Source organism: Mesorhizobium sp. WSM4809 (assembly GCF_055811655.1).
Genome location: NZ_JBVVQW010000005.1, coordinates 271611 through 287160, shown reverse-complemented (window position 1 = coordinate 287160; position 15550 = coordinate 271611). Strand labels below are relative to the sequence as shown.

Sequence of the window (15550 nt, the reverse complement as noted above, 5' to 3'; positions counted from 1 at the left end):
CATGCGGCTGGCCGGCAAATCCGCGCTGATCACAGGTTCGGCCCGCGGCATCGGCAGAGCCTTCGCCGAAGCCTATGCCGGCGAAGGCGCCACCGTCGCCATAGCCGACATCAATCTGGATGCGGCGGAGAAGACGGCCGCCGAGATCGGCGGCAGGGCCTATGCGGTCAAGCTCGACGTCACCGACCTCGCCTCCATCGAGGCGGCGGTGAAAGCCGTCGAGACGAAGACCGGCGGCCTCGATATCCTGATCAACAACGCCGCTCTTTTCGATCTGGCACCGATCGTCGAGATCACCAAGGCAAGCTACGATAAATTGTTTTCCGTCAATGTCGCCGGCACGCTGTTCATGCTGCAGGCAGCCGCCCGCTCGATGATCGCCGCTGGCCGGGGCGGCAGGATCATCAATATGGCGAGCCAGGCCGGACGACGCGGCGAGGCGCTGGTCGGCGTCTATTGCGCCACCAAAGCCGCCGTCATTTCGCTGACACAGTCAGCGGGGCTCGACCTGATCAAGCACCGCATCAACGTCAACGCGATTGCCCCTGGCGTCGTCGACGGCGAGCACTGGGATCACGTCGATTCGCTGTTCGCCAAATATGAGAACCGGCCGAAGGGCGAGAAGAAGAAGCTGGTCGGCGAGGCAGTGCCGTATGGCCGCATGGGCACGGCGCAGGACCTCACCGGCATGGCGGTTTTTCTCGCCAGCAGCGACGCCGAATACATCGTCGCCCAGACCTACAATGTCGATGGCGGCCAGTGGATGAGTTGAGGGCGGGGGACGGCCTCTGCTCCTCGTCCCTCCGCGGGGAGCAGAGGCCGACATCAGCGGGCGCGTAGCCAGTGCCACCCCTTATCCTCTCCCCAACCGGGAGAGGAGCGTAACGAAGGCCTAGATCCGGCCAAAGGGTAAAACAGATGACCGTGAAACTCTCGTCCTCAAACCTCTCCAAACTGCCCGCTGAGGTCGCCGGGCCGAAGTATGACCGCGCGACATTGAAGGCCGGCATCGTGCATTTCGGCGTCGGCAATTTCCATCGCTCGCATCAGGCCGTCTATCTCGACGATCTGTTCAATTCGGGCGTCGGCCATGACTGGGCACTGATCGGCGCCGGCGTGTTCGACGGTGAAAAGATAGGCCGCGGCAAGCTGGAAGAGCAGGACTGGCTGACCACGGTGGTCGAGCAGGACAGCGGCCATATGAGCGCCCGCGTCACCGGCGCCATGATCGACTTCCTGATGCCCGGCGATGCGGCCGGCATCATCGAACGGCTGGCCGACCCGGCGATCAAGATCGTTTCGCTGACCATCACCGAGGGCGGTTATTTCATCGATCCGGCATCCGGCGTGTTCAACCCGACCCACCCCGACATCGTCGCCGATGCGCAGCCCGGCGCGACACCGAAGACGGTGTTCGGCATCATCCTTGCCGGGCTGGTGCGGCGGCGCGACGAGGGCACCGTGCCGTTCACGGTCATGTCGTGCGACAACATTCCCCACAACGGCCATGTCACCTCGGACGGCGTCATCGGCCTGGCCCGTTTGATCGACGAGGATCTGGCGAACTGGGTCAGCGAGCATGTCGCCTTCCCGAACGGCATGGTCGATCGCATCACGCCGGCGACCACCGACCGCGAACGCGGCATCCTGGCCAAGGATTTTGGCCTTGAGGACAACTGGCCGGTGTTCTGCGAGCCGTTCCGGCAGTGGGTGCTGGAGGACCATTTCACCGGCGGCCGGCCGCCGCTGGAAAAGGTCGGCGTGCAGTTCGTCAAAGACGTTGCGCCCTACGAATTGATGAAGATCCGCATCCTCAATGGCGGCCACGCCACCATCGCTTATCCGGCCGGGCTGATGGACATCCATTTCGTCCATGAGGCGATGCAGGAGCCGCTGGTGAGCGGGTTTCTGGCCAAGCTCGAACGGGAGGAAATCATCCCGACCGTGCCGCCGGTGCCGGACACGGTCCTGGAAGACTATTACCAGCTCATCGAGAGCCGCTTTTCCAATCCCAAGATCGGCGACACGGTGCGCCGGCTCTGCCTCGACGGCTCCAACCGCCAGCCGAAGTTCATCATCCCGACCATCGCCGACCGGCTGAAGGCCGGAAAGAGCGTCGCGGGCCTGGCACTGGAATCGGCGTTATGGTGCCGCTACTGCTTCGGCACGACGGATAGCGGCGCCGTCATCGAGCCCAACGATCCGAGCTGGGACCGGCTGCAGGCAACGGCAAAAGCGGCAAAGGATGCTCCCGCCGCCTGGCTTGCCATGGAGGACATCTATGGCGATGTCGGCCGCGCAACCGCGTTTGTCGAGGCCTTTGCACATGCGCTCAACGTGCTGTGGGCGAATGGCGCGCGCGCGACGCTGACGCGCTACCTCGCCGGCAAGCTCTGAGAGCCATTCTCGGCCATGACGCCTGAACTGGTCATCTTCGACTGTGATGGCGTGCTGGTCGACAGCGAGGCGCTCTCCGTCTCGGCGCTGCTCGGCATGGTCAAAGTCGCCGGCGGCAGCGTCAGTGAGGATGCCGCCTACGAGCATTTCCTCGGCAGGAGCATGAAAAGCGTGCGCGAGATCCTCGGCCGCGACTTCGGGCTCGATATCACAGACCTGCACCTGACCGAGATGCGCGTCGAACTGATGCGCAAATTCCGCGAGGAGCTGAAGCCGATCGCCGGCGTCAAGAAGATGCTGCCGAAGCTTGGGCTGCCGTTCTGTGTCGCGTCCTCAGGCACGCTCGACCGCATCCGCTACGCGCTCGACGTCACCGGATTGCTTGGGCTGATGGAACCGCATCTGTTCAGTGCCACCATGGTGGCCAAGGGAAAGCCGGCGCCGGATCTGTTCCTGCATGCCGCCGCCAGCATGCGGGCCCATCCGCGCAAATGCCTCGTCGTCGAGGACAGCCCGGCCGGCATCATTGCTGCGCGGGCGGCGGGGATGCGCGTGTTTGCCTTCACCGGCGGCTCGCATGCCGGCAACCCGACCTTGAAAGCGCGGCTTGCGTCGAGTGAGCCGGACTTTATATTCGCTGACATGCTGCAATTGCCCGATCTGATTGCAGGCCTGGGAGCGAGAGACAGAGCATCTTGACGAAACAGTTCGTTTGCGCGGTCGATGTCGGCACCGGGAGCGCTCGCGCGGGCATTCTCGACACCACAGGCACCTTGCTCGGCCGCGCCGAGCGGCCGATCGCCATGAACCAGCCGAAGCCCGATCACGCCGAGCATGATTCGCGCGATATCTGGTCGGCCGTCTGCACCGCCGTGCGCGCTGCCCGCGAAAAAGCCGGTGTCGAGCCTGAGGACATTGTCGGCATCTCCTTCGATGCCACCTGTTCGCTGGTGGTGCGCGACCGGCAAGGCGGCCAGCTCAGCGTCTCGGTCACCGGCGACAAGCGCTGGGACACCATCGTCTGGCTCGACCACCGCGCCATCGCCGAGGCCGACGAATGCACGGCAAGCGGCCACGCCGTGCTGAATTACATCGGCGGCGTCATGTCGCCGGAAATGGCGACGCCGAAGCTGATGTGGCTGAAGCGCAATTTGCCGCGGACGTGGAATGAAGCCGGCTATCTATTCGACCTAACCGATTTCCTGACCTGGCAAGCGACGGACTCGCTGGCCCGCTCACAATGCACGCTGACCGCCAAATGGACCTATCTGGCGCATGAGGAGACAGGCTGGCGGCGCGATTTCTTCGAACTCGTCGGCCTCGACGATCTTTTCGAGCACGGCAGCCTGCCGGGAAAAGCCAGCCCGGTGGGCGCCGATATCGGTCGATTGACGGCGCAAGCGGCGGCCGAACTTGGGCTGAGCGAGAAATGCCGGGTCGGCGCCGGGGTCATCGATGCCTATGCCGGCGCGCTTGGCGTGCTCGGCGGCTTTGCCGGCGACGAACAGGACATCGGCCGGCATTTGGCGCTGATCGCCGGCACATCGAGCTGCGTGATGGCGATGTCGCCCGATCCGCAGCCTTTCGCCGGCGTCTGGGGGCCGTATTACGGCGCGGCGCTGCCCAGGCTGTGGCTGTCGGAAGGCGGCCAGTCGGCGACCGGCGCCCTGCTCGACCACATCATCCGCTGGCACGGCGCCGGCGGCGAGCCGGATGCCGCCATGCATGCGAAGATCGCCAGGCGTGTCGCCGAGCTGCGCGCCACCGAGGGCGACAACCTCGCCGCAAGGCTGCATGTGCTGCCCGACTTTCACGGCAACCGCTCACCGCTCGCCGATCCGCATGCCGTCGGCGTCGTCAGCGGGCTGACGCTGGACTCCTCCTTCGACAGCCTGTGCAAGCTCTACTGGCGCACCGCCGTCGGCATCGCGCTCGGCGTGCGCCACGTGCTGGAGGCGCTGAACGAGAACGGTTATCTGATCGACACGCTGCACGTCACCGGCGGCCATACCAAGAACCCGCTGCTGATGGAGCTCTATGCCGACGCCACCGGCTGCACGGTGATCGAGCCGCTGGCCGACGAGGCGGTGCTGCTCGGCACCGGCATGATCGCAGCCACCGCGGCCGGGCTGTTTCCCGACCTCAACGCGGCCTGTCTTGCCATGCAGCAAGGCGGCCGGACGCGCCCGTCGAACCCGAAATCATCAGGGCGTTTCGAGCGCGACTACAAGGTTTTCCTCGAGATGCACCGCCAGCGGCGGATGCTGGACGCGATCCGCTAGAGCATCGGGGCCGGTCGCTGGCTCAATCCGTTCCCGTCCCTCCTCTCTTGCCTTCATGTCGCGTTTCGTCCAGAAGCTGACGCAAACGCCGCGAAACCGAAGGTTTTGCCGTTTGACATGCGGCTTCCGGCTCTGGCCGACGTGCCGTAGCTGGAAAGAGCGGAACAATGTCTGCGATCGAAGCCGGCGCTCGCGCGCCGGAAAATCTTTGGCGTCAGGAAATCAGGGCGACGCTGGCGCTTGCCTGGCCGATGGTGCTGACCAATCTCGGCCAGACCGCGATGACTGCCACCGACGTCATGATGATGGGTCGTCTGGGGCCGGACACGCTGGCCAGCGGCGCGCTTGGCGCCAACCTTTATTTCATGCCGCTGATCTTCGGCCTCGGCCTGATGCTGGCGACCTCGCCGATGATCGCTACCGAGCTCGGCCGCCGCCGCTATTCGGTGCGCGACCTGCGCCGCACCGTGCGCCAGGGCCTGTGGCTGGCGATCCTGATCTCGATCCCGATCTGGCTCGTGCTTTGGCACGGCGAGGGCATTCTATTGGCCATGGGCCAGGACCCGGCGCTCGCCCGTCAGGCCGGCATCTATCTGCGCTGGCTCGAATGGGCGGTGCTGCCGTTCTACTTCTATATCGTGCTGCGCTCGTTCATCTCGGCGCTGGAACGGCCGGGCTGGGCGCTGGTCATCGTCTTCGTCGCCGTCGCCTGCAACGTCTTCTTCAACTGGGTGTTCATGTTCGGCAATCTCGGCGTGCCGGCAATGGGCATTGCCGGGTCGGGCCTTGCCACCTCGTTGTCCTCAGCGCTGATGTTCATCGGCATGGCTGCCGTGGTGATGCTGGAGAAGAAGTTCCGCCGCTACCGTCTGTTCGGCCGCTTCTGGCGGTCCGACTGGCCGCGCTTCAAGGGCCTGTTGCGGCTCGGCCTGCCGATTGCCGGCATTCTCGCCTTCGAGGTGACGATCTTCAATGCGGCGGCCCTGCTGATGGGCCTGATCGACGCGGATTCGCTGGCCGCGCACGCAATCGCCATCCAGATCGCCTCGATCTCCTTCATGGTGCCGCTTGGCCTCAACCAGGCGGTGACGGTGCGCGTCGGGCTTGCGCATGGCGCCGGTAATCCGGAAGGCGTTTCGCGCGCCGGCTGGACCGCTTTCGTCATCGGTGTCTCGTTCATGGCGCTGATGGGGCTGGTGATGATCCTGTGGCCGCATCCGCTGATCAGCGCCTTCATCGATCTGGGCAATCCGGCCAATGCCAGGGTGATCGAACTTGCCGTGTCGTTCCTCGTCTTCGCGGCGCTGTTCCAGGTCTTCGACGGCGCCCAGGCGGTGGCCGCCGGCATGCTGCGCGGCCTGCACGACACCAAGGTGCCAATGATCTATGCCGCGATCGGCTATTGGGGCGTCGGCCTGCCGCTCGGCGTGCTGCTCGCCTTCCATTTCGGCCTGCATGGCGTCGGCATCTGGATCGGCCTGTCGACGGGGCTGGCCGTGGTGGCCGCGCTGCTTCTGGCGCGCTGGCTGCGGCGGGATCGGATCGCGCCGACTTTTGCGTTTGGGCATTGAAACAGGACGATTGGACCCGGCGGCTGTGTCCTGTGGGCGTTGGCTCATTGAACAACGCCTTCGGAGCTGCCTCGAAATCCGGCACCGCGATGGAGGCGGTCAGAATGTCGGCGGCGTGTTGACCCAGAGGATACGGACCGTGGTCGAACCAATATTGCGGTAGCCGTGGCCGAGTTCGGAGTTGAAATAGAACGCGTCGCCTGCCTCTAGCGCCACCACGTTCGCCTCGACCAGCAACTCGACCGAACCTTCGAGCACGTAGCCGAATTCCTGTCCCTTATGGCTGATCAATTCGGGGCTGCCGCCGCCGGCCTCGATCACGTGGACATTGATCTGCAGCAGATATTCCGGACCGGATGGGACCAATTGCTCGAGCACGACATGGTTGCCCGAACGCCGATGTCCCGTCTCCATGTGCGGACGCTCGTTGTGCCGCAAAACGAACACTTCCGAGGCATTGTGCTGCAGCGTGCCGAACATTGCGTTCATGTTGATGCCCAGCGCCTGCACCAGCCGGTGCAGAGCCGCCATCGACGGCGTCGCGCGGTCGTTTTCGATCTTCGAGAGATAACCCTCTGTCAGCCCGATGCGAGCGCCGAGCTCTTCCAGGCTGAGGCCAAGCACCTGTCTGGCATGGCGCAGCTTGACGCCGATCCTCGGGGTTCCGTTTTTGTCGCGCATGTCAGGTTCGCGTCTTCATCCAGTCCGCCAGCTTCGCCAACAGGAAATCGACTTCCGCCTCGGTGTTATAATGGGCAAGCCCGATACGGACGACGCCGTTGCGGTCCGCAAGCCCCAGCCGCTTAATTGGCTCCAAACCGTAATTGTGGCCGTGCCAGAGATAGATGCCTTCCTTTGCCATTGCCTTGGCGATGTCGGCGGGATCGGTCCCGTCGACAGTGATCGACACGGTCGGCACCCGACGCGCCAGCGCCGCCACATCTGATATACCCTGGATCAAGACGCCATCAATTCTGGACAATCCGGCAATCAACCGTGCTGTCAGGACACGCTCATAACGGTCGGCGACTTCAATGCCGGCGACGATGCGCTCCCGCCGCGTCGCCTGCGGGTGAACGTTGCCGAAGGACTGTCCGAGCCAGGCATAGTGCTCGACGGCGCCAAGCACCCCAGCAAGCGCCTCGCGGCTTGTCGTCCCCGTCTCGAATTTTCCAGGTGGCGTGTTCGAAGCCGCGCGCACCTTATAGGCGGTCAGCGCCTGCAGCAGATCGAACCGGCCCCATAACACGCCGTGATGCGGCCCGAAAAATTTGTACGCCGAGCAAACCAGGAAATCACAGCCAATCTCCTGGACGTCGATCACCCCATGCGGCGCGAACTGCACGGCGTCTATATAGCTCAGCGCCCCGACCGCGCGTGCGCAGTGCGCGATCCGCTTCACGTCGTTAATCGTGCCGGTAACGTTGCTGGCATAGCCGACGGCGACCAGCTTGACGTCCTCGTCGATAGTCGCCTCCAGCGTCGACAGGTCGAGTTCGAACGTTTTTGGATCAAGGTCGATCCAGCGCACCTCAAGCCCGCGATCCTCCGCCAGCATCAGCCAGGGTGCGACGTTGGCGTCATGATCCATGCGCGTCAACACGATGGCGTCGCCGGCGTTCAGATCGCGGCCGATGGCGCGCGAGACGGCGAAAGTCAAAGTCGTCATGTTCTGGCCGAACACCACCTCACGCCGATCCGTGGCGTTGAAGAAATCGGCCATCGCCTGATGCGCGTCGTCGACCATCGCCTGGGCTGCGAGTGAGGTTTCGAAATAGCCACCAAGATTGGCGTTGGTCTCGATCATGGCGCGCGTCATACGCTCGATCGATCGGCTCGCCATCTGGGTTCCCGCGGGATTGTCAAAGAAAATCCGCTTCGTCGGCGCGGCATCTTTCGCCATCGCCGGAAAAGCATCGCGGACTGTGTTTATATCCATGTCTGAATTCCGTGTCTGATGAACGTTGTGCGACGGTCCCTAGACCGCCGCCAGCTGCGGTTTCAGGCGTTCAGCCGGCCGCTTCATGGATGGCGACAGCGCGAGCCGGGAAGCCAGATCCGGCCTTTGGCTTTGGCCAGCTTGCCATTATCAACGCGCCGGCTTCAGGCACCTTGTCGAGATTGGCCAAGAGCTCGATCTGCCAGCAGTCGCGGGACAGCACATAATATTCCAGGCTTCCGTCGCCTGCCGAAGTGGCGCGGCCGGGATCGGTGTCCATGCCCTCGTGCCCGATCGCAGTGACGCCGCGGCGTTCCAAAAGTTCCTCCAGCACCGGCTTCGACCAGCCCGGCGCATGCGAGATACCGTCGGCCGACTTGTTCTGAAATTTCTCGGGGTCTGGCCAGCGCCTCCACCACCCGGTGCGAAGTGCGACAAAACACTTTTCGGGGATACGGCCGTTCCGTGTCTCCCAGGCGGAAATGTCGTCGAGCGTCGGCGTCGCGTCGGGATCGGCGGCGACCCTGTCGCTGATATCGAGGATGACCAATGGCAGAAGCATCTCCGCCACCGGGAGTTGGTCGATCGAGCGGCCGCCGTCGATGAAGTGCACCGGCGGATCGACATGGGTGCCCCACTGTCCGACGAAGGCGTAGTGGTGGACCTGGAAGGCGTCGCCCTTCGAAAAATCGAGCAAGGCACGGCGTTCCTCGTCCGGGAAAGCCGGGAAATGCGGCTGGCCCGGATGAAACGCATGCGTCAGGTCGGTGAAGGTCGCGGCGGAGAGCCGCGACCTGTAGATGTCCCAAAGGGAACCCGGAGTGGACAAAATCACGGCTCCGCGACGAAGGTCGGTGCCGCTTCACTTGCCAGGACAAGCTTGCCGTCCTTGACACCGATGACCGAGACCGATTTGTCCGGCACCGAAATGCCTGGGCGGTAGGTGATCGTTCCGGTCACGCCGTCGAGCCCGGACGTAGCCGCCAGCGCGTCACGGATCTTGGCCGGATCCGGCGCGCCGGCACGCTTGATCGCGTCGGCCATCAGCTTGACCGAGTCGTAGCCGAGCGCAGCGAACGCGTTCTCCGGGGCATTACCGGCCGATTTGGTGTAGGCATCAATGAAGGCCTGCACCTTCGGGGTGGCGCCCTCGCCGATATAGGCGTGGGTGGTGAAGTAGGTGTCCTTGGCCGCGTCGCCGCCGACCTGGATCAGCAATGGCGTGTCGTAGCCGTCGCCGCCGACCACCGGCAGGTTGATGCCGGCCTGGCGCATCTGCTTCAAGATCAAGCCGATTTCCTCGGCATTCGACGAGGCATAGACGAAGTCGGGCTGCGGCGACAGCGCCTTCAGTTTGGCGATCTGCGCGGTAAAGGTCTTGTCGCCGATCTTGTAGGTGTCGCGCTCCAAAATCTTGCCCCCGCCATGCTCGTAGGCGGTGACGAAGTAGTCCGACAGCAGCGTTGTGTATTCGGTGCCGATGTCGGTCAGCAGGTAGGCGGTCTTGCCGTTCAGCTTGTTCAGCGCAAATTCCGCGCCAACCGCAGCCTGAACGTTGTCGCCGAAGGCGGCGAGGAAGATCTCGTTGCCGAGCTGGCTCGGCAATTTCGGCGAGGTCGCGCCGGGCGTGATGAACGGGATCTGCGCCTTCTGGACCTGCGGTCCGATGGCCAGCACCGAGTCGGAATCGGCGAAGCCGATGATGCCGACGACCTTGTCGCTGTCGATCAACTGGCTGGCGACGGTCGAGATCGTCGTCGAATCGCTCTTGGAGTCGTAGATCACCAGTTCTATCTGCTGGCCGAGCACGCCGCCGGCGGCGTTGATTTCGCTCGCTGCCAGCTTGGCGCCATTCAGCATCGGGCCGTCGAGCGAGGCCTGAATGCCGGTCAGGTTTGCCGGATAGCCGATCTTGATCGTGTCGGCAGCAAGTGCCGTGCTGGCCGAGGCAAGCGCGAAGAATGCGCCCAGTCCCAGGCCGATGGTGCCGCGTCGAGTGAGTTTGATCATGGTTTTCGTTCCTCTGTCTGGTTCACCGTTGCCGATCTTTGGGTTAATCCGAACGTAAGTTCCCGGTCCCCCATGATCCCCTTCGGCCGGAAGATCATGACTAGAATGAAGATGAAGCCGAGCACGATCTGGCTGGCGCCAAACAGGGCCGGCACCGCGAAATCGCCGATCGTGAAGCCGCGTTCGACCGAGCGCAGGACCTCCGACAACAGCGAAACGCAGATGACGCCGACGACCGCGCCGGTCAGGGAGCCCATGCCGCCCAGCACCAGCATTGTGATCAGGCTCATCGTCAGCGCGAAGTAGAAGGTGTTCGGCGAAAACGAGCCGAGATAATGTGCGTAGAGCGACCCGCCGACGCCTGAAAAGAACGCCCCGATGACAAAGGCGATCAGTCTGGTCCGCAACACGCCGATCCCGACAGCGCTGGCCGCGATTGTGTCGTCACGCACCGCCTTCATGGCGCGCCCGAAAGGCGAATAGACCAGGCGCGCCAGCACGAACACCGTGATGGCGAGCCAACCCATCACCCAGGGCAACGTCGTCTCCAGCGGCACGCCGGTAAAAGTGCGGGCGCCTCGGGTGAAATCCGATGCATTGATCAGCACTACGTTGACGATGATCAAGAATCCCATCGTCGCCACCGAAACGAAATAGCCCGACAGGCGCATCAAGGGATAACCGACGACCACGGCAAGCAGTGCCGTCAGAAGACCCGCCATCAGCGTCGCCGGCAGGAAGGGGAGGCTGAAAGCATGCAGAAACGTCGGCAGATGCGGCAGCAATGCCATCTTCTGCTGCACCGGAATCGACAGGATTCCCGAAATATACGCGCCGGCGCCGATGAAGCCGACATGACCGAGCGAAAACACGCCCGTAAAACCGTTGCTCAGCGACAGCGCCAGCACCAGGATTGCATTCAGCGCGATCAGCAGGATAATCCGGACGAAATAGTCGCTCAGCACGTGCGGTGCACCGAATGCGACAGCTGCCCCCGCCACAAGGACGACCAGGACGACGAGTGTGATCCACACTTCCCGGCTCACAGCTTTATCTCCCGGTTTGGCTGGAGCAGCCCGCCCGGGCGCACCAGGAGAAAGGCGATCAGCACAGCGAAGACGATTGCGTCGCGATAAGACGAGACGCTGCTCGGCAGGAATGCGACGATGAAGATCTCCAGCGCGCCCAATATGTAGCCGCCGACCAGGGCGCCAGCGATCGACCCGAAGCCGCCGATGATAGCCGCCACGAAAGCCTTCAGGAGCGGTGTGAAGCCCATCTGCGGCTGCACCACGCCGGCCTGTGCCGCCCACAAAATGCCGGCGAGGCCGGCATAGGCGGATGCGACGATGAAGGCGACGATGATCAGCCGGTTGACGTTGAGTCCGACAAGGTGTGCCGCCGACATGTCCTCGGCCGCGGCGCGCATGCCGAGCCCGGTCGTGGTGCGCGTGATGAACCAGCCGAGGAGCAGCAGCGACACGAAGGTCAGCGCGATGGTCAGCAGATTGATGCTCGTGAAGGTGATGGCGCCGTTCGACATTTCCCAGGAGGTGTTGAGAATATCGGGAAGTGGAAAATTGCGCGGCGAGGAGGTGAACACCAGGATGCCGACGTTTTCGATGATGTAGGTGACGGCGAGGCTCGTCAGCAGTCGCGCAACGTCGGGCGCGTCGCGGATCGGGCGATACGCGATGCGTTCGATGAGGAAGCCCGCGACGGCGGCCGCGGCGATGCCGCAGATCACGGCGACCGGGAACGGAACGCCGACTCCTGCCAGCAAGGCAACCCCGAAGGCGCCTACCATCATCACGTCGCCATGCGCGAAATTGGTCAGCTTGAGGACGCCGAAGACGATCGACAGACCGACCGCCACCAGTGCGTAGAGGCTGCCGAGGCTCACCGCATTGACGATCTGCTGCAGGATATAGTCCAGCTGGGTCATGTTGCCGCCCCGAGATATGCCTGCGCCACGCGTTCGCTGTCGCGCAGTTCCGCGGACCGGCCCGACAGCGCCACCTGACCCGTGCGCAGCACATAGGCGCGGTCGGCGAGGTCCAGCGCGAGCGTGATGTTCTGTTCCACCAGCAGCATCGTCATGCCCTGGCGCTTCAGTTCGGCAAGCGCGCTGAAGATGTGGCGCACCAGCAGCGGCGCAACGCCCAGCGAAGGCTCGTCGAGCAGCAGCAGGCGCGGCGCCGCCATCAGCGCACGCGCCAGAGCAAGCTGCTGCTGTTCGCCGCCCGACAGCGTGCCGGCCAGCTGCTTCAGCCGCTGCTTGAGAATCGGGAACAGCATGAACATGCGCTCGCTGTCTCTGACGACGGCCTCCTTGTCGGTGCGGGTGCAGGCGCCCAGCCGCAGATTGTCGGCCACCGTCAGGCCGCCGAACAGGCGCCTGCCCTCCGGGCTCTGTGCTATGCCCAGACTTACGATCCGCGACGGAGCGACACCTCCAATCGGCTTGCCAGCGAAGATGATCTTGCCGCCGCGCGGCCGCGACAGGCCGGAAATGGTGCGCAAGGTCGTGCTCTTGCCGGCGCCGTTGGCCCCCACCAGCGCCACCACCTCGCCGGCATGGACGTCGAGCGAAATGCCCTTCAGCGCACGCACCGCGCCGAAATTGACCTCCAGGTTCTCGACGCTGAGCAGAACGGGCTTAGGCGTGGCCAAGATACGCCTCCCGCACTTTCGGGTGTTCGCGTACCTGCTCCGGTGTTCCGACGCAGATCACCTCGCCAGTCGCCAGCACCTGGATGCGTTCGCACAGCGCCATGATCAGGTCCATGTCGTGCTCGACAACGACCACCGTTACGCCATAGCGGTCACGGATCGTTCGAATCAGCGCTGCCAACACCTTGGTCTCTTTGGAATCAAGCCCGGCTGCGGGCTCATCGAGCAGCAGCAGCTGCGGACCGGTCGCCAACGCACGCGCAATCTCCAGCCGCCGCTGATCGCCATAGGGAAGATCCGCGGCGACCCTGCCGGCCTGATCCGTCAGGCCCATGAGGTCGAGGAGTTCGTCGGCCTTCTGCCGCGTCGCGGCCACCCGCTCGCGATAGCGCCGACCGCGCAGCACGGTATCGGCGGCGCCTACAGGATGGCGCAACTGCGCCGCCGTCAGCACGTTCTGTGCGACGCTGAGGCTGCCGAACAGACGAGAGCCCTGGAAGGTACGGGCGATGCCCATTGCGACGATCTGCGATGTGCGCAGGCCGACGAGCGAACGGCCCTCCATCTCGATGCTGCCGGAATTCGGCTGGGAGAAGCCGGTGATCAGGTTGAAAAGCGTGCTCTTGCCCGAGCCATTCGGCCCGATTACCCCAACGATTTCACCTTCGTGGAGCTCGATGGAATGATCCCGCAGGGCAACCAGCCCTCGAAAGGCTTTTGTCAGCCCAACCGTCCTCAACAGCACTCGACTTGACTGTCTATCCACGCGCCGGTTTGCCCCTGTCCGCCCTCGCCGCCCCGTTCGGCCCGGTCAAGCATCAAATGGACAATTCGAACGGCAAGATGTCAAGGCCTATTCCTAACAGGAAAGCTATATGCCTGCCTCGGCTCGACCGCGACAACACCGGCAGCGATGCAGCGCTACGCTACCGAACTGGGTTTCCTGGCTTGCAGTCCAGCGCGCCGGCGCTCGCTTCTCGAGCCTCCACCCATATTGCGCGGGCGAAGGCACGTGACGAAGAAGATCAGCGCGACCGGCCCGTAAACCTTGGCCGTCCTCGAACCGCGCTTCAGCTTGTTATCTGTTCGGCGACAGCTTCTTCGAGGCCGGCCGCGGCTTGGGCGGCGAGGCCGCGCGCCGCCGCCTGTGAATCGTAAAACTCCTCGAGCGCATGAACCGTGCCCCACCGAAGCGTGAACACGTGGAGACCACGGTTGATGTAGGATGTATCGCCGTTGAGCAGGGTTGCGGTGCCATCCCACTGGGCAAACACGGTGGTATGCCACGGCCAACCCTTCACCCAGACGTGGTTGACCGTGAGATGGAGAGTGGGCAGAACACGGCCGAGGCGCTCGAACCAGCGGCGCAGGGCTTGCTTGTCGTGGCGCTCCCCACCAAGCGCGTGGGCGCCACCAACCCGGTGATGGACATGCGGCGCGATGGCCTTCACCGCCGCGTCCCAGCGATGGTTGTTGACGTCGTCGAAGCTCTGCCGGATCGATTTCTCGACAAAATAGCTGTAAAGCATGTGACCTCTCTCCGAACTTATTGGTGGCGCGCCGTTCCGACGCGAGAGCCCCGGCCAGCATCGCGCGGCCGCGGGCCTGCGCGTCAGGTCAGGGCATTGTCGCGTCGGCTCGCAGGGATGTGTCAGTCTCGGTCGAGACCGTCACTTCCTTACCGGACCTTGAGAACGCGTAGAGCGAGCCCGGGTAGCCCGGTATGGAAAACGACACGGCGTCACTGTTGGCGAGGCCCATGACAACCCGCAGCGGATCACCCCCGGCCTTCGGTGCGAAAGTGGCGGTGACCTCAAGCAGGTCGCCGCGCGGAACGTAGTAGGCCACCATGTCCAGGTGTCCCTGGTGCAGGCTGCCGCCTTCGATCGGGCGTCCGATGGTGCCTTCTTCGGCAAGAGCCGGGGTTGCAAGAAACAGCGCGGCCAGCAGCGAGGCGCTCAGGGTTTTGCGGATCATCTCATTTGTCCTTTTTTAGATGTCCTTTTTTAGATTGCGTTCACCCTCTATAAAGGGTATAGATTACGAATGCAATCTAAAAAAGGAGATGACGATGCGTGTGAGTCGCACTCAGGCCGCGGAAAACCGCGAGACCGTGATCAATGTGGCAAGCCGGCTTTTCCGGGAGCGCGGCTTTGACGGCATCGGCCTCAAGGACCTGATGAAGGGTGCCGGGCTGACCCAGGGCGCCTTTTACAAGCAATTCGAGTCGAAGGACGATCTGGCGGCGCTGGCGTCCAGGCGGGCGATGGAAAGCGCCACCCACAAATGGTCGGCCGCGACCGCCGCACATCCTGGGAGCCCGCTCGACGGGGTGATCTCATTCTACCTCAGCATGGATCATCGCGGGGAAAAGATGGACGGCTGCCCGGTCGTTGCGCTCGGTTCGGATGCAGCCAGGCAGGGTGCCGAGGTGAAGGCGTCATTCGAAGCCGGCATCAAGGCGTACCTTGAGATGCTTGGCGGTTGGGTTGGCGAGGGCGACAGCGAAAAGGCCGGCAACAAGGCAATGGCCGTTCTCTCGACGATGGTCGGCGCGGTGGTGCTCTCGCGGGTCGTCAACGACCCCGACCTCGCGCGGGCTTTTCTGGATGCGGCGGCCGATCAGGTTCGCGAAGCAGTCGCCCCTTGAACGGCGCGAGCAGTGCCGCCGGCACACC

The 15550-nt window shown here is 63.8% G+C and carries 16 protein-coding genes; 6 read left to right on the top strand and 10 right to left on the bottom strand.

The genetic code is table 11. From position 1 onward, the window contains the following. Position 1: 1 nt before the first annotated feature. The 5 genes from AC0L24_RS15335 (at position 2) to AC0L24_RS15315 (ending at position 6250) form a co-directional block, all read left to right on the top strand. The gene (locus AC0L24_RS15335; protein ID WP_127808331.1) at positions 2 to 772 is read left to right on the top strand and encodes an L-iditol 2-dehydrogenase; all 771 of its coding nucleotides are present in this window, start codon (positions 2 to 4) and stop codon (positions 770 to 772) included. Positions 773 to 918: 146 nt separating this feature from the next. After that, positions 919 to 2397 (top strand): mannitol dehydrogenase family protein, encoded by a 1479-nt coding sequence (locus AC0L24_RS15330; RefSeq protein ID WP_127808332.1) that lies wholly within the window; start codon positions 919 to 921, stop codon positions 2395 to 2397. Positions 2398 to 2412: 15 nt separating this feature from the next. Further along, positions 2413 to 3096, top strand: a complete 684-nt coding sequence (locus AC0L24_RS15325) for an HAD family hydrolase (protein ID WP_127396879.1) — start codon at positions 2413 to 2415, stop codon at positions 3094 to 3096. Beyond that, on the top strand, positions 3093 to 4679 hold the full coding sequence (locus tag AC0L24_RS15320) for an FGGY-family carbohydrate kinase (protein ID WP_127808333.1): 1587 nt from the start codon (positions 3093 to 3095) through the stop codon (positions 4677 to 4679). The genes AC0L24_RS15325 and AC0L24_RS15320 overlap by 4 nt, the downstream gene beginning before the upstream one ends. Positions 4680 to 4846: 167 nt before the next feature. Next, positions 4847 to 6250 carry an MATE family efflux transporter gene (locus AC0L24_RS15315; protein WP_473563931.1) on the top strand — a complete coding sequence of 468 codons (1404 nt, stop codon included), beginning with the start codon at positions 4847 to 4849 and terminating at the stop codon, positions 6248 to 6250. A 99-nt stretch (positions 6251 to 6349) separates the two neighbouring features. Here the strand turns inward: AC0L24_RS15315 and AC0L24_RS15310 are convergent, their stop codons facing one another. The 10 genes from AC0L24_RS15310 to AC0L24_RS15265 form a co-directional block, all read right to left on the bottom strand. Beyond that, on the bottom strand, positions 6350 to 6931 hold the full coding sequence (locus AC0L24_RS15310) for a cupin domain-containing protein (protein WP_027040059.1): 582 nt from the start codon (positions 6929 to 6931) through the stop codon (positions 6350 to 6352). A 1-nt stretch (position 6932) separates the two neighbouring features. Then, positions 6933 to 8189 carry a cysteine desulfurase-like protein gene (locus tag AC0L24_RS15305; protein WP_473563930.1) on the bottom strand — a complete coding sequence of 419 codons (1257 nt, stop codon included), beginning with the start codon at positions 8187 to 8189 and terminating at the stop codon, positions 6933 to 6935. Between the two features lie 70 nt (positions 8190 to 8259). After that, positions 8260 to 9024 carry a cyclase family protein gene (locus tag AC0L24_RS15300; RefSeq protein ID WP_473563929.1) on the bottom strand — a complete coding sequence of 255 codons (765 nt, stop codon included), beginning with the start codon at positions 9022 to 9024 and terminating at the stop codon, positions 8260 to 8262. Beyond that, positions 9021 to 10199: an ABC transporter substrate-binding protein gene (locus AC0L24_RS15295; RefSeq protein ID WP_027040062.1), complete on the bottom strand. Its 1179-nt coding sequence runs from the start codon at positions 10197 to 10199 to the stop codon at positions 9021 to 9023. The genes AC0L24_RS15300 and AC0L24_RS15295 overlap by 4 nt, the downstream gene beginning before the upstream one ends. Further along, positions 10196 to 11245: a branched-chain amino acid ABC transporter permease gene (locus AC0L24_RS15290; RefSeq protein WP_127808337.1), complete on the bottom strand. Its 1050-nt coding sequence runs from the start codon at positions 11243 to 11245 to the stop codon at positions 10196 to 10198. Before AC0L24_RS15290 ends, AC0L24_RS15295 begins: the two co-directional genes overlap by 4 nt. Beyond that, entirely contained in the window at positions 11242 to 12144 is a 903-nt protein-coding gene (locus tag AC0L24_RS15285) for a branched-chain amino acid ABC transporter permease (RefSeq protein WP_128289353.1), read from the bottom strand. Before AC0L24_RS15285 ends, AC0L24_RS15290 begins: the two co-directional genes overlap by 4 nt. Continuing rightward, entirely contained in the window at positions 12141 to 12872 is a 732-nt protein-coding gene (locus AC0L24_RS15280; protein WP_473563928.1) for an ABC transporter ATP-binding protein, read from the bottom strand. The genes AC0L24_RS15285 and AC0L24_RS15280 overlap by 4 nt, the downstream gene beginning before the upstream one ends. After that, positions 12859 to 13638: an ABC transporter ATP-binding protein gene (locus AC0L24_RS15275; RefSeq protein WP_164895732.1), complete on the bottom strand. Its 780-nt coding sequence runs from the start codon at positions 13636 to 13638 to the stop codon at positions 12859 to 12861. The genes AC0L24_RS15280 and AC0L24_RS15275 overlap by 14 nt, the downstream gene beginning before the upstream one ends. 304 nt (positions 13639 to 13942) lie before the next feature. After that, positions 13943 to 14401, bottom strand: coding sequence for a nuclear transport factor 2 family protein (locus AC0L24_RS15270; protein ID WP_127268437.1), 459 nt, complete (start codon positions 14399 to 14401; stop codon positions 13943 to 13945). Between the two features lie 88 nt (positions 14402 to 14489). Then, positions 14490 to 14849, bottom strand: a complete 360-nt coding sequence (locus AC0L24_RS15265) for a hypothetical protein (protein WP_473563927.1) — start codon at positions 14847 to 14849, stop codon at positions 14490 to 14492. Positions 14850 to 14943: 94 nt separating this feature from the next. Here AC0L24_RS15265 and AC0L24_RS15260 point away from each other — a divergent pair, with 94 nt between their 5' ends. After that, positions 14944 to 15522, top strand: coding sequence for a TetR/AcrR family transcriptional regulator (locus AC0L24_RS15260; protein ID WP_127382585.1), 579 nt, complete (start codon positions 14944 to 14946; stop codon positions 15520 to 15522). Positions 15523 to 15550: the final 28 nt, after the last annotated feature.

What these genes read in the sequence shown, in the direction of transcription:
- AC0L24_RS15260 (WP_127382585.1), top strand. Translation starts at nt 14,944, where the DNA reads ATGCGTGTGAGTCGCACTCAGGCCGCGGAAAACCGCGAGACCGTGATC.
- AC0L24_RS15295 (WP_027040062.1), bottom strand. Translation starts at nt 10,199, where the DNA reads ATGATCAAACTCACTCGACGCGGCACCATCGGCCTGGGACTGGGCGCA.
- AC0L24_RS15335 (WP_127808331.1), top strand. Translation starts at nt 2, where the DNA reads ATGCGGCTGGCCGGCAAATCCGCGCTGATCACAGGTTCGGCCCGCGGC.
- AC0L24_RS15270 (WP_127268437.1), bottom strand. Translation starts at nt 14,401, where the DNA reads ATGCTTTACAGCTATTTTGTCGAGAAATCGATCCGGCAGAGCTTCGAC.
- AC0L24_RS15265 (WP_473563927.1), bottom strand. Translation starts at nt 14,849, where the DNA reads ATGATCCGCAAAACCCTGAGCGCCTCGCTGCTGGCCGCGCTGTTTCTT.
- AC0L24_RS15305 (WP_473563930.1), bottom strand. Translation starts at nt 8,189, where the DNA reads ATGGATATAAACACAGTCCGCGATGCTTTTCCGGCGATGGCGAAAGAT.
- AC0L24_RS15315 (WP_473563931.1), top strand. Translation starts at nt 4,847, where the DNA reads ATGTCTGCGATCGAAGCCGGCGCTCGCGCGCCGGAAAATCTTTGGCGT.
- AC0L24_RS15285 (WP_128289353.1), bottom strand. Translation starts at nt 12,144, where the DNA reads ATGACCCAGCTGGACTATATCCTGCAGCAGATCGTCAATGCGGTGAGC.
- AC0L24_RS15330 (WP_127808332.1), top strand. Translation starts at nt 919, where the DNA reads ATGACCGTGAAACTCTCGTCCTCAAACCTCTCCAAACTGCCCGCTGAG.
- AC0L24_RS15310 (WP_027040059.1), bottom strand. Translation starts at nt 6,931, where the DNA reads ATGCGCGACAAAAACGGAACCCCGAGGATCGGCGTCAAGCTGCGCCAT.
- AC0L24_RS15325 (WP_127396879.1), top strand. Translation starts at nt 2,413, where the DNA reads ATGACGCCTGAACTGGTCATCTTCGACTGTGATGGCGTGCTGGTCGAC.